Source organism: Catenulispora acidiphila DSM 44928, from assembly GCF_000024025.1.
Lineage (GTDB): Bacteria > Actinomycetota > Actinomycetes > Streptomycetales > Catenulisporaceae > Catenulispora > Catenulispora acidiphila.
In genome coordinates this window covers 631614-644809 of record NC_013131.1, presented here as the reverse complement: position 1 = coordinate 644809, position 13196 = coordinate 631614, and the positions used below count along the sequence as shown (strand labels likewise).

Here is a 13196-nt window from a genome sequence, read left to right as displayed (position 1 = left end):
TACTAAGCCGAACTAAGCCAACGCGGTCGATTGCCAGGTCAGCGTCCGCGGCACATCTCCGGCGTTGATCCGCGCTGTATAGAGCGCGCCCTCGGGTCCGATCGCGGCAGCCACGACCCGACCGTGCGCGTCAACGGTCAACGAGGGACGCAGGATCGGGCCGGGTCCGCCGAGCCAGCGGCGAACGCCGCCTGCCGTACCAACCTGCGCCTGCCATACGACCTCAACCACGCCACGACGCCCGCGCTGAGCCAGGAAGACACCGCCGCCGTGCGGCTGGATCGCGACGACGCCGAAGCCGCCCTGGCCGCCGAGCTTGCCGGCGCAGGGACGCCAGGCGCCGCCGGACGGACGGGACAGGACGGTCAGGACGCCGGTGTCGGCGGCGCGGGCGGCCAGGAGCGCACCGCCGCCTTGGAGTGCGTGGACCGTCGGCGGGTCACCCATTGGGGGGAGGGCTGAATGAGTGCGTTGCGGCTCGCCGGTCGCACCGGCGCCGATGCGCCAAGTCCACAAGGTGCGGCCGACGGCGTGGAGTTCGATGTCACCCTCAGGAGTGAGCGCGGTGGTCAAGCCGTCGCGGACCCGGCGTCCGCCTATGTCGCGCCAGTCGGTCCAGGTCGCGCCGGGTGTCACGAGATCGCGACGACGCCACGACACGGTCATGTCAGCGTTGCGGACGAAGACGTGGAGCATGCCGCGGCCGTCGACGATCGCGGTCGGGCAGCCGACGGCGTGGGCGTCCTTGGTCTGGGCGCCGGTTGGCGCGCCGAGGGCGGTCCAGGGGGTGAAGCTGCCGTCGGGGCGCTCGCCGGAGACGACTACTTCCTGCGTCCAGGTACCCCGATCGGGGTCGGTGGCGGCACGAAGCCCAACGAGCTGCGCGCGCCGATCGAGTCCCACTGAAACCGCAAGATGAGGAGTCAGCGAGGAAACAGTGCTCTGATCTGCGTTCACTGCCTTCCCCGGGCTGAACTTGCCGCTGCCAGGCGCGGTCTCGCTCCAGACGACCGCGTGACCGCCCACAACCGCGAAGGCTCGGAGCCGTCCGTCCGGGCCGGTGCGGAGCCAGTCGGTGGTCCCGACGTGGCGCAGGTTCGTGCTCTGCGACCAGCCCGGACGTGCCGCGTCGCCGCCGACCGTGCGGTCGCCGCAGCCGACGGGGTCGCCGCACTTGCGCCGGTCGGCCCAGCCGTAGACGCCGAGCAGGCGGAGCTTCTCGCGGGCGCTGGAGCCGCCGAGGTTGTGGCGCCAGCGGGCGTTGCCGTAGCCGACGTAGGAGTCCAGGCGGACGGCGGAGGGTCCGCGGCGGGCCCGGTGGTCGGCGTAGGCCGCATAGGTGAACCAGGCGGCGGCGGTGTGGTCCTCGTTGTCGGTGTGCACGCCGGAGTCGGTCAGCCAGGCGCGCTCCTTCGGGCCGATCCCGCGCCGTTCGGGGTCGGGGTCCATGGTGCGCACGACGGTCGGCAGGAAGTGGTCCATCAGGTCGGTGAGCGTGCCGACGAGCTGGTCCCGGGTGTAGACGCCGGCGGTGATCGAGGTCTCGCTCGGCTGCAGGACCGGACGGGTCGTCAGCGTGCCTTGGAAGAGAGCTGCCAGCGGCGTGTGGTTCTCGTCCTCAGGCGTGGAGCCGGTGTAGCTGCCCATGGAGATGTCCAAAAAGACCAGCCGCACCCGCGCGTCCGCCTCCAGCTCACACAGCTCGGCTTCACCCCCACGGGTGACCAACACGCTGCGGCGCCACGGAGCGTCGTCCTCCGCCCCCGCCATGCGCGCGTACGCCGAGCGCAGCCCGTGCTGGCGCGCCGCCGCGAAGGACGCACCACCCCCGGCCTCGGCCGACGTGAGCACGACCGTGGTCACCTCACCCCCAGTGCGCACCGAGTCGGCGATGTCCGGATTCAGAAAGTAGAGATCGTCATCCGGATGCGCGACGACATGCAGGAACGCGACCCGGCCGGCAAGCCGGGCCGGATACGCGACCAAGTCGGCCTCGGCGGCAGTGACGGCGTGATCGGCACCGAACGCGCCGAGCGCCAGTGCTCCCATCCCGAGCAGACCGAGCTCGCGACGAGACAAGTTAGGCACCTTGACTCCCGTGTGACTGGATTTCCCCGCAAACCATATTCGGGACGCGGTGGAAGCCCGGGAGGTTGTCTCCGGAGTCGCCCACTACTTTCCGAACGCACACGCACACGCAACGGCGCCCCCGATCCACAGAGGATCGGGGGCGCCGCCACAAACCTTCCCGCAGCTCACAAGCTCGACTCACAAGCCGCGACTCACAAAGAGTGCCTCACAAAGAACGCCTACATTTGCTATACCTGTCCGGCCTTCTCCAGTGCGCTGCAGCAGGTGTCCACGATGAGCCGGGTCACCACATACGGGTCGACGTTCGCGTTCGGCCGCCGATCCTCGATGTAGCCCTTCTTGTCCACCTCGACCTGCCACGGGATGCGGACCGAGGCGCCGCGGTTCGAGACGCCGTAGCTGTACTCGCTCCACGGGGCGGTCTCGTGCTGGCCGGTGAGGCGGTCCTCGATGCCGGAGCCGTACGCGCGGACGTGCTCGGCCGGCTTGTCGCCCTCCCCCAGCGCCTCACACGCGGTGATGATCGGATCGTACGACTCGCGCATGGCCTTGGTGGAGAAGTTGGTGTGCGCCCCGGCGCCGTTCCAGTCACCCTTCTCGGGCTTGGCGTCGAACGACACCGACACCCCGAACTCCTCGGCGACCCGCAGCAGCAGATAGCGCGCCACCCACATGTGGTCGGCCACCTCCACCGGCCCGGCCGGCCCGACCTGGAACTCCCACTGCCCCGGCATGACCTCGGCGTTGATCCCCGCGATCGTCAGCCCGGCAGCCAGGCAGTAGTCCAGATGCCGCTCCACCAGCTCCCGCCCGAAGACAGCGCCGCCACCCACCCCGCAGTAGTAAGGACCCTGCGGCGCCGGAAAGCCACCACCCTCCGGAAAGCCCAGAGGCCGCCCACCCCGGAAGAGCGTGTACTCCTGCTCGATCCCGAACCACGCCTCCTGCTCAGCGAACCGCTCGGCAACCCCCCGAGCCTCCGCCCGCGTGTTGGAGGAGTGAGGAGAGAAGTCGATGTTCTCCACCTCACACAGCACCAGCACCGCATCCCCACCCCGCACCGGATCCGCGCAGGTGAACACCGGCCGCAGCACCCGATCCGAAGACCGCCCCTCCGCCTGCCCCGTCGAAGACCCGTCGAACCCCCACACCCCCGGCACAGCCCCGTCCGCGAGCACCCGCGTCTTCGCCCGCAGCCCCGCCGTGGGCACCCCCACCGTCAATCCAGATGTACTCAGCCTTGTAGACCATCCCGCACCTCACCAGACGCACTCGAAGAACCGGAACCGACACCCCCGCCACCGCGAGCCCCAACCACCACCCGCGCAGCCCAGCACACCCACCACCGAGCACCCCCACCCTCACCACCCCCGAAGTCCCCCCCGTTTCGCCCGTGTTAACGCCACATCAACTGACCCACAATCACCCCCCGACAACCCACCGTGACCCCCCACACCCCCCACGACCAGCCCCAACACCCCCACCCAATACCGATTTTCGACGAACCCCCTCCGCCGTGTACTATCGACACCATCGCCAGCGCGCGTAGCTCAACGGATAGAGCATCTGACTACGGATCAGAAGGTTAGGGGTTCGAATCCCTTCGTGCGCACTCATGTTAGGCACATGAAATAGCAGGTCAAAGCCCCTCCGCCATCGCAAGCGGAGGGGCTTTTGCGTGCCCTGCTCTGGGCCGGTCTCACTTCTTGTCTCAGTTGGGCTCTAAAACGCCAGTGGCATCGACGCTACGAAGCGTCCTCAGCCGTCGGCCGCTGGTCCTCGAACCAGTCGGGCTTCTTGTCGCTCCACGACACTTCGTCGCCCACGGGGAAGACCTTGCGTCCAAACAACGCCTGCTGGCAGACGCGCGAGCTGAGAGCATCATCGAGAGTCAGCTTGTGGCGCTCAGCAGCTGGTTCGGTGAACCACTGCTTGAGCTTGCGGATAGCAAGCTGGTCAAGGGGGTCGTCTGTCTCGCCGAAGACGAGACCCCGGACTCCTTCGAGGACCTTTTCGTGGCTGAGGACCTGCTTCTGGCCGCTGGGGTCCACCGTTTTAACTGCCCATGACCAGCTACCTTCCTGGCCACCAAAATCTCTCTCTTCGTCCTCGGGGTACCACCCAGGTGCGTGCCACGCACCAAGCAGACCGGTCCCCGTCTTTCCCCAGGCCGGTTTACCAAGCCAGGACGCGCCCGCGACAAAAGCCTCGGCTATTCGTCGCGTCTCGTCTTCGCTGATTAGGTGGTCGTCGGCCATCCGGTCCTCCATGGGTCCACCGCCATCGCTCTTTGGCGTCTGGCGACAACCGTAATGCCCATCAATAGCCGTAGTTGTGACATCTCAACCACCTGCCCGGCCTTGTGCAGGCCTACCGCATCGCGCCTGTACAGAGCCGATATAGCGGTCAGGTCGCGGCCTGTCCCTCCTCGGACGGCCCTTCGGTAAGCGTGGACAGGAACCCATCGATTCGATCCGCAAGCGCACGGCGCATTCGGTCGGTGACGTGTCCGTATCGTTCGATCATCTGAGGGCTCGACCAACCCATTTGGTCCATCACGATGCGGGAGGAGACCTCCAGCAGGATCAGCACGGTTGCGGCTGTGTGTCGTGCGTCGTGCAGCCTGTGGTGGTCAGAAACTCGGCCAGCGGGGCTGACCAGGGCTGTTATGCGGCAGGCTCGTACTCGTTGATCAGTCCGCCGAGGATGCGTTTTCGTCGGATCTGGTCGATCTGGGCTGGGAACGGGATCACGTTCGGATCGTCGTCTGGGGCGCGCAAGCTCATTCCGGCGCCTTGGTGGCTACGGCCGGCGTTGTAGTGCGCGATGTACCCGTTCAGGATGACACGCAGATGGCGTTCGCCGGCGACGAGGATACGGTCGGTGCAGTCGCGACGAACGGTGCCGACGAACCGTTCGGCGATGGCGTTCATCTTCGGTGTTTGCGGCATGGTCGTGACCGCGGTGATGCCGGCGGCGCTGAGGACCGCGTCGAACGCGGCGGTGAACTTGGCGTCACGGTCCCGGACGAGGTGTGTAAAGCGGCGTCCTGTGGTTTCGAGGTCTGCGGTGAAGTCCCTGGCCAACTGGATGGCCCAGGCGGCGGTCGGGTATCGGGTGATGCCGAGCAGGTGGACCCGGCGGGTGGAGTACTCGATGACGAACGCGACGTAGACCCTGGCGAGGGTGACTGCACAGTCGATGTGAAAGAAGTCCGTGGCCAGCAGGGTATCGGCCTGGGTCCGCAGGAACGTGCGCCAGGAGTCGTCGCGGTGTTTCGGCGGCGGGATCCGGCGGGCGCGCAGGACCTTGCGGATCGTGGCCGCGGCCACGCGGTGTCCGAGCCGGCGCAGCTCGCCTTGGATCCGTACCGCGCCCCAGGTGCGGTTCTCCTGTGCCATGGTGACGATCAGCTGGACGAGTCCGTCGCTGATCGGTGGCCGGCCCGGCGCCTTCGGCTGGCGCCACTTGTTCGCGACCAGGCGGCGGTGCCAGCGCAGCAGCGTGCCCGGGGTGACGATCCGGTGGCCGCGAAGGGTCTTGGGCAGAAGCTTGGACAGCGCCGCGAGCACGGCTCGGGCGGTCCAGGAGATTCTCGACTTCGGATTCGTGCGGCGTAGCACCGACACCTCCTGGCGCAACACGAGTATCTCGGCGTTTTTCGACGCCTGCGATCGAGCCAATAGAGCCAGCCATGACAGAACGCTCACGAAGATCCGGTACAGCAGACCGACAGCCACAGACCCGATAATTCCACCGCATCAGCCCAGGTCAGCCTGATGGCCGAGTTTCTGACCATCACAGGCCTCGACAGCGGCAGGGGCGAGAGGCGCCCGCCCGAGATTCGTGTGGAGCACCACGCCAGTGGCATTGAGGATGGGTCTCAAGGTGGTCGCGGAACTAGGCAAGGAGGCTACGGCAACCTCCACGACTGCCTCTGCGGCGATTTCGCCGTCGCGAGCTTTCTGCTGGGCTCCGCGGACGGCTGCCTTGACGGCATCCACACCGAGTCGGGCTCGGGCTGCGGCGAGGCGCGGGTCCGCCAGGACGACGTCAGTCCGAGGTATGTCGCGGCGCACGTCGGACATGCCTTCTCTCCCACTGGCTCGGTGCTGATGGATCACATGAAGTTACGGGTGTGCAGAGCAGCGAGTTCTGCCGCTTCGTCGTCGGGAAAGCCGATCAAGCTCAGCCGGTGACGACGACCGTCTTCCATCCGCTTCTGCAGCTCTTCGACCGCGCGCCAGCCCTTCGCGATCGCAGAGGTCTCCCACGATCCGGCGGCCAGGACGACGAGGGCGTCAAACACCTGTTTGTTGAGGCCCGCCGTGTCAATCAGAGCTGTATGGCGGCGCTCCACCGCCATGCGGAGGCGTCCGAGGAAACGCGCGTCGGCCTTCGCCGCATGTGCAGTATGGGCAACACCGAATGCCACGTGCCGGGCCTCGTCGCGACCGACCAAGCTGGTCATCGTCGCAGTGATCGGATCGGGCGCGTGCACATTGAGGAACCGCAGCAGATCGAGAAAACTGCCCTCCCCGAGCACCGACAGCAGGAACGAGGCCAGTGTGAAGTCAGGCTCGTCGAGCAGGGTCTGGAGGGACGCGCGTCCACCCGCCCCGGACACGCCGAGTTCGTCTCGGCTCAGCAAGGCACGGCGGGTGAAGACCTCGACGTGCCTCGCCTCGTCGGCTATCTGCACGGCGAACAACTGCATGACTTCGCGGAAGTGCGGATGCAGGCGTGCCAGCAGGCGCGCCGGGAGCATGAGTGCCGCCTGTTCGTTCTCGATCAGGTAGGTCATTATCTGGACCACCGCGTCCTCGACCTCGTCGGGCACATCGGCGTGCGAGGCCCAGTCGATAGCAGTCGCCGGATCCCACTGTTCGGCGGCGGCACGCGAATACAGCCTCGGCGCCACGTCGGCCCAAACCAAATCACGGTCGACCCAGTCCACAGACAAAAGCGGGCCGCCGGGCTCGACGAGAGCCCCTCGAGCCGCAAGCCCCCACGCGGCATCAGCCCGCTCGTCGACATGCGATGGGGATCCCGCCCGCTGAGTGGCGCGGGCTCGGGCGTCGTCCGCCGTGCCCTTAATGACCACGGGCGGGTCTGCGGGGTCGAACCCGTGGCCCTCCGACCTGCACCAGGCTCCGAGTTGCACCCCGAGCATCTGGTTTCCGCCGACAACGGCCAGGCGCCCGCCGGCTGGCAGGCCGGTCAGGGCCCGGTTGAGAACGAGATGGGCTCCGGCGTCGAGCCCCAGCCCCTCAAGGTCGATAATCGTCAGCACACAGCTTCCCCTCAGCGTCGAGGAAACCCAACTCGTCCACCGCGCGTTCCAAGGCGCTGTACCGATCCGTCCGCGCGGGCAACCATTGTTTGAGACCCTCGAGGTCGAACAGTGGCCGAACGGTCGGATCGTCGTACGCCATGCCAAGTAAGAGCGCCGTGAATCGGTCGACCGTCGACTTGTCGGCACCCGGACCGACCGCCATGGTGCAATGGTCGAAGGGCTCAGTTTTCGCCAATACCCTGACCGACCCCGCTGGCAGCGTTCCCTCCCGAGAGAACAGCAACGTGTTGGCATCCAACATGCATGCGGCGTCGACCAGGCCGGACCGCAGCGCCACCGCCGCGTCGCGCTCGCCGCCGACGTGGTCGCCGTGCAACCCGACCCGCACGTCGAAACGCGAGACCTTGAAGTCGACATCCGGGCGAAGCCCGGCCTCCCGGAGCATCGACAACGGCAGCAGATGGGCTTGAGGAGAGTCGATCGCTCCCGTCGCCACACTCCGACCGCGCAAATCGTCGAGCGACGCGAGATCGGAGTCGGCTCGGACCAAGACCGCCGATACCAGATCCCGATCACTGTCTCGCATCACCACGGCCCGCACACCGACTGACCGTGCCCGCGCGAGACGCACCGTCCGGACCCACGCCAACGGCGAATGCCACGCCACATCGATGTGGCCCTCAACCAGGTCCTCAATCTGACGCTCGTAGTGGGAGTACAGGACGTAATCGAAGTCCAAGTCGCGGTCCCGGAACCACTGACGGAAACCGTCCCAGATCGTGACGACCTTCGAATCGTAGGCGACCGCGCCGAGCAGGACCCGGTTGCTCATGCGGCGGGCCCGTCGAACAGCGGGAGGCCGCACAGCGCCCGCCCCACGAAATCCTCGAGTACGTCAGTTGTGGGGGCCATCACCCGTGCAGCGCGCGAGTCGCGGAAGCGCCGCTCGATCCCCAACTCCTTGCGGAATGCGGCGCCTCCACACACCTTCATCGCGAGGTCCGCGACGAGCGCGGCCGACTCGTCCGTGGCCGCCTTCACTTCCAACAGAAACAGCTGTGCGTCGGGGCGTTCCTGTTCGAGCGCGGATAGCGTCTCATCGAGCAGACACCGTGTCCGGTCGGCCTCGATCCGCATCCGGGCGAGCGTCAGCCGCGCCGGCGATTGCTGGGCGAGCGACTGGTTCAGGTGGTCGAGCCTAGTTGCGGAGAGGTGCTTGACCGCCTCGGCGAGCAGGGCGTCCATCAATCCGATCCCAGCTGCGGCATTAAGCACGAGGAAGACTGGCAATGCCGCCGCCATGGCCAAGTCGAATCCCTTGCCATCGTCGCCGAGCAGAGAAGTCTGGGACACCCTGACCCCGTCCGCCGTCACGGGTGACGAGTCGTTACCCCGCAATCCCATACCGTCAAACGCTCGGGGAATCGACAGCCCGGGGGTGTCTGAGGGCACGAACCACAGCGACATAGGGCCATCGGCCGCCATCGGCCGGCTCGACCAAACGTAGCTGTCGGCTTGGCTGGCGGACGTCACCCAGCTCTTCCTAGCATCAAGCAGGACGTCGTCCCCGTCAGCCTTCGCAGTGCTCAGCGGTGCCCAGAAGTGACTGCGCGAACCGACTTCGGAGAACGCCAACGTGGTTAGGTGCCGGCCATCGCCTATGTCCTGAAGCACATCGGCACGTTCCTGCGATGCGAGGACCGCTGTCCCGCTGTAGTGCATCGCGACAACCATGGCGGTCGATCCACACGCCGAGGACAGCGTCCGAATGACATTCACAGCCGAACGTAGGCCTTCACCCGCGCCTCCGAACTGCTTCGGCACCGTGAGGCCCAACACCCCGGCCCGGGCCAGCGCATCCACTCCCTCGCGGGGGAATGCCGCGTTCGTGTCAACCTCGGCCGCAGCCGGAGCCACCACCTCGTTGACTATCGTGTCGAGAAGCTCCCTGTCGAACATCATTTTCTTCTCCCTCTCTCAGATCGAAGCAGGTCACACTCAGCCGATGACAAGAGATCGCGGGCCAGCCAGCACGAGCTCACCGATGACGGGGAACCCTGGTACCTCGCCGACGATCAGCAGGCCGCCAGAGGTCTGTGCATCAGCGAGTAGCAGCCGTTCAACCTCATCAACGCCACTCCCCCAGGCAACGTGCTCGTTAACCCAGGCGAGATTCCGCCTGGTTCCGCCGCTGACGAATCCGTCGAGCGCAGCCCGGCGTGCGCCCTCGAGATACGGGACAGCGCCTGGGTCGATCACCGCTGTCACACCGCTAGCCCGCACCAACTTGTAGAGATGGCCGAGCAGTCCGAAGCCGGTGACGTCCGTCGCGCACGTCGCACCAGCCGCGAGCGCCGCGGTCGCGGCATCGGCATTCAGGGTCGTCATCGCATCGACCGCCTGGGGGAAAACCTCCCCCGTCGCTTTGTGACGGCTATTGAGTACTCCGATGCCCAGCGGCTTGGTGAGGGTTAGGGGCAGGCCCGGCGTGGCTGCGTCATTGCGCAGGAGCCGTCGTGCATCGGCGACACCAGTGACCGCCATCCCGTACTTGGGCTCGGGGTCGTCCACACTGTGGCCGCCTGCTAGGTGACACCCGGCGGCACGGGTCACATCAAGACAACCCCGCAGAACCTCGGCAACTAACTCCAGAGGAAGTACGTCCCGAGGCCAGGACAAGAGGTTCACTGCGGTAACCGGCGTGCCACCCATGGCGTAGACGTCGGATAGGGCGTTCGTCGCGGCGATCCGACCCCAGTCATAGGCATCGTCCACTACGGGAGTGAAGAAGTCCGCGGTAGAGATGATCGCGGTATCGCCAGTCAAACGGACGACGGCTGCGTCGTCACCGGTCTCGAGGCCGACCAACAGCTCGTACGGACTTTTCGCGGGCTCCGCGGCGGCGAGTTGCGCCACCACGCTTTCGAGCTCGCCAGGCGGGATCTTGCAGGCACAGCCGCCACCGTGCGCATACTGGGTCAGCCGCCGGGTCACTTCACCGGACGGCTGTTCGACGTCAACCGACACTTATCGACTCCTCGCTTGAGGGAGAAGGAGCAGTTCGGAGAACCGATCTGCAGACAAGGGCGATCACGACCGTTCCCACGGCTGCAGAGATCGCAATTACCAAACTCGGGGCGGCGAATTCGGCCGCCAAGCCGCCGATGCTAATGGTCAGCCCCTGTGTGAGCATGATCCCTGCGAACATGATGCTGAAGGCCTGGGCGCGCAGTTCGTCAGGCACCGCTTCCAAGAACCACTGATCCAAACCCAGCATGTATGCGTCGGCCACCCCGGTCAGCCCCATCAGGGCAATCGCCACGATCACGTCCGGCCGGAGGACAAACACCGCCAAAGGAAGAAGCGAACAGCTGGCCAGAGGAACCACCAACCGCATCCGGCGCGCAGGGCCGACCAGCGTGCCGATCGCCACCTCGCCTCCGATAGTGCCGACAGCTGCGGACGCCATGAGGAGGCCAACGCTGACTGATGCCGCGTGTATCTGCCGCACGTACGGTGCCGCCAGCCCTTCGGGTATACCGGCAAGCGCCGGGGCCGTCCACCATAGGAACAACAGTGCCCTGATACGTGGTTGCCTCACCACGGCCCGCGCGCCGGACAGCGACTCGCGGATCAGTGTGCCTTGCGCCTTGCGATCGGTGATGCGGGCCGGACGACCCACGGTCCCCACACGGAGCAGGACAGCCGATACAGCGAAACTTGCGGCGTCGATCCATAGCGCCTGGCGAGGCTGAATAACCAACAGGAGTAGGCCGCCGGTTGCATAACCGATAATCTGTGTACTCTGGTTCACTATTCGCAGGATCGACCGTCCGAGTGTATAGCGGTCCCCTTTTAGAAACTCAGGAAGACTCGCTGCTCGCGCCGACGTGAAGATTGGCTGTATTGTCGAGGCGGCGAATCTCAGAACAATTAGTGCCCAAATTGGCGTAAATGGCATGGCCATGACGGCAACTGTCGCCGCGGATACGCAATTGCACGTCACAAGGAGCAGTCGTGCCGGATACCTGTCTCCTATCCCGGCGAGCAACGTGCCTGCGAAGGCATAGGGCATGAATCCCAACGCGAACGTCAGCGCAGCCAGAAACGGGGATCCCGTACGCTCGAGGACGAGGACGGATAGCGAGACATCGGTGACCACGGAGCCCAGCATTGATGCCGAGTGCGCCGTGAAGACGTATCGAAACTCGCGTATCGCGAATACCTGACGATAGTTGGATTGCCGTTGATCGCTCACTATTGCTTGAGCTGTCATGTCGGGTGCTGTCGCTGCTATCGTCGGTTATTTCGCGAGTGCTTCGGCGATGAGGTTCGCGCCGTCCTGTCCGGTGACTCGCGCACGCAGGACATCCCCGGCCTCTGACGAGCTCCCCGTCAGCGTCACGAATCCGTCGACAGCCGGTGCCTGATGTGCTGCCCAACCTCGGCCTGGATGCTTGACAATGACCTCGATCTCGGAGCCGACCCTCTCCGCCGCGCGGTCGTCCATCGCCTTCCGTGAGATCACGGTCAGCCTGGCGACCCGATCTGCGATCTGAGACTGCTCCACCTTGTCGGGTAGTCCCAACGCTTCGGTGCCCTCCTCGTCGGAGTAGCCGAAGACACCGACCGCGTCGAGCCTCGCCTCAGAGACAAACCTCTCGACCTCGCCGTAGTCGTCCTCTGTCTCCCCTGGAAAGCCGACGATGAAGTTGGATCGCATGCCGGCCTCGGGGGCGATAACGCGGATCTTGTCAAGCAGTTCTAGGAAACGCTCACGATCACCGAAGCGGCGCATCCTCCGCAAGACGGGGCCGCTGGCATGCTGGAACGACAAGTCGAAATATGACGCGACACCGGGGATGCCCCCTATGGCTTCAATGAGCGTGGGACGAAGCTCGGCCGGCTGAAGGTAGCTGATCCGAACGCGACTCACCAGGGATGTGAGCCTCGGCAACAGCTTCTCTAAGGCTTGGAGGTCGCCGAAGTCCTTGCCGTACGAAGTGGAGTTCTCGCTAACGAGAATCAGTTCACGAACGCCAGCGTCAGCGAGCCATTCGGCTTCGGCAACGATGTCATCGGGGGTGCGCGAGATGAAGGCACCTCTGAACGAAGGTATGGCGCAGAACGAGCACCGACGATCACAGCCGGAGGCTAGCTTCAGCGGTGCAACCACTCCGTCACCCAGTGGGCCTCCGCCGCCCAGTCGCTTCCGCAGGAAGATAGAGCCGCCCAAACCAGCTTCGGAGTCCTGCCTGACTATTCCGTGGCCCGGTGCCACCACGCTGCTGTTGTTCGCACGATCCACGGGCGCAATTGGAAGCAGACGCCGGCGGTCGCGCGGCGTGTGGGACTCGTGCTTCTTCCCTCGCACGACATCGTCGAGGCGCTGTGATATGTCGGGATAATCGTCGAAGGACAGTACAGCGTCGACCTCCGGCAGGGCCTCGGCAAGCCTCTTGCCGTAGCGCTCGGCCACACAGCCTACGGCTACTACTTTCGCTTCGGCATTGGACGCTGCGACAAGCGTCTCCAGCGACGTCTTCTTCGCCGATTCTATGAAGCCGCAGGTATTGACTACGATGATGTCAGACTCACCCGGGACGGAGTCAGGATCGGCGAGTTCCCACCCTGCCGACTCGAGACGAGCCGCGAGCTCCTCGGAATCGACTTCGTTTCGTCCGCAGCCCAATGTGACGAGCGATACCGTGCCACGACTAGCCGCCATGATACCCCGTTTAACTGGTTGAAAGCTGTCGAACCCCACGCGGCCCCAGCACGACGGCGGCTGGGACCGCGCAAAGTACTG

The 13196-nt window shown here is 65.6% G+C and carries 10 protein-coding genes, 1 tRNA gene and 2 pseudogenes; 1 reads left to right on the top strand and 12 read right to left on the bottom strand.

Annotated features, from left to right (window positions below; translation table 11 throughout):
• Positions 1-12: 12 nt before the first annotated feature.
• Positions 13-2079, bottom strand: a complete 2067-nt coding sequence (locus tag CACI_RS02745; protein ID WP_143765127.1) for a PIG-L family deacetylase — start codon at positions 2077-2079, stop codon at positions 13-15.
• Positions 2080-2318: 239 nt separating this feature from the next.
• A pseudogene (gene glnII / locus CACI_RS02740) lies at positions 2319-3342 on the bottom strand (glutamine synthetase GlnII).
• 288 nt (positions 3343-3630) lie between these two features.
• Between glnII and CACI_RS02735 the strand changes: the two are divergent.
• Positions 3631-3703: transfer RNA gene (locus tag CACI_RS02735), tRNA-Arg, on the top strand.
• A 133-nt stretch (positions 3704-3836) separates the two neighbouring features.
• Here CACI_RS02735 and CACI_RS49520 read toward each other — a convergent pair.
• The 10 genes and pseudogenes from CACI_RS49520 to rimO all read right to left on the bottom strand — a co-directional run bounded on the left by CACI_RS49520 (position 3837) and on the right by rimO (position 13115).
• Positions 3837-4349 (bottom strand): hypothetical protein, encoded by a 513-nt coding sequence (locus CACI_RS49520; RefSeq protein WP_012784788.1) that lies wholly within the window; start codon positions 4347-4349, stop codon positions 3837-3839.
• A 148-nt stretch (positions 4350-4497) separates the two neighbouring features.
• Complete coding sequence (locus CACI_RS02725; RefSeq protein ID WP_223297715.1) at positions 4498-4752, bottom strand: tyrosine-type recombinase/integrase; 255 nt, start codon at positions 4750-4752, stop codon at positions 4498-4500.
• A 5-nt stretch (positions 4753-4757) separates the two neighbouring features.
• Complete coding sequence (locus tag CACI_RS02720; protein ID WP_012784787.1) at positions 4758-5831, bottom strand: integrase core domain-containing protein; 1074 nt, start codon at positions 5829-5831, stop codon at positions 4758-4760.
• Positions 5832-5894: 63 nt separating this feature from the next.
• Positions 5895-6179, bottom strand: a pseudogene (locus tag CACI_RS47445) (L-seryl-tRNA(Sec) selenium transferase); the annotation flags it as partial.
• Positions 6180-6211: 32 nt separating this feature from the next.
• Entirely contained in the window at positions 6212-7384 is a 1173-nt protein-coding gene (locus CACI_RS02715) for a ferritin-like domain-containing protein (protein WP_012784785.1), read from the bottom strand.
• On the bottom strand, positions 7362-8219 hold the full coding sequence (locus CACI_RS02710) for a phosphate/phosphite/phosphonate ABC transporter substrate-binding protein (protein WP_012784784.1): 858 nt from the start codon (positions 8217-8219) through the stop codon (positions 7362-7364). Before CACI_RS02710 ends, CACI_RS02715 begins: the two co-directional genes overlap by 23 nt.
• On the bottom strand, positions 8216-9349 hold the full coding sequence (locus tag CACI_RS02705) for an acyl-CoA dehydrogenase family protein (RefSeq protein ID WP_012784783.1): 1134 nt from the start codon (positions 9347-9349) through the stop codon (positions 8216-8218). Before CACI_RS02705 ends, CACI_RS02710 begins: the two co-directional genes overlap by 4 nt.
• 36 nt (positions 9350-9385) lie before the next feature.
• Entirely contained in the window at positions 9386-10381 is a 996-nt protein-coding gene (gene selD / locus CACI_RS02700; protein ID WP_041541025.1) for a selenide, water dikinase SelD, read from the bottom strand.
• Positions 10382-10403: 22 nt separating this feature from the next.
• Complete coding sequence (locus CACI_RS02695) at positions 10404-11663, bottom strand: MFS transporter (RefSeq protein WP_012784781.1); 1260 nt, start codon at positions 11661-11663, stop codon at positions 10404-10406.
• 27 nt (positions 11664-11690) lie between these two features.
• Entirely contained in the window at positions 11691-13115 is a 1425-nt protein-coding gene (gene rimO / locus CACI_RS02690) for a 30S ribosomal protein S12 methylthiotransferase RimO (RefSeq protein ID WP_012784780.1), read from the bottom strand.
• Positions 13116-13196: the final 81 nt, after the last annotated feature.

What these genes read in the sequence shown, in the direction of transcription:
- CACI_RS02710 (WP_012784784.1), bottom strand. Translation starts at nt 8,219, where the DNA reads ATGAGCAACCGGGTCCTGCTCGGCGCGGTCGCCTACGATTCGAAGGTC.
- CACI_RS02705 (WP_012784783.1), bottom strand. Translation starts at nt 9,349, where the DNA reads ATGATGTTCGACAGGGAGCTTCTCGACACGATAGTCAACGAGGTGGTG.
- CACI_RS49520 (WP_012784788.1), bottom strand. Translation starts at nt 4,349, where the DNA reads ATGGCCGACGACCACCTAATCAGCGAAGACGAGACGCGACGAATAGCC.
- CACI_RS02695 (WP_012784781.1), bottom strand. Translation starts at nt 11,663, where the DNA reads ATGACAGCTCAAGCAATAGTGAGCGATCAACGGCAATCCAACTATCGT.
- rimO (WP_012784780.1), bottom strand. Translation starts at nt 13,115, where the DNA reads ATGGCGGCTAGTCGTGGCACGGTATCGCTCGTCACATTGGGCTGCGGA.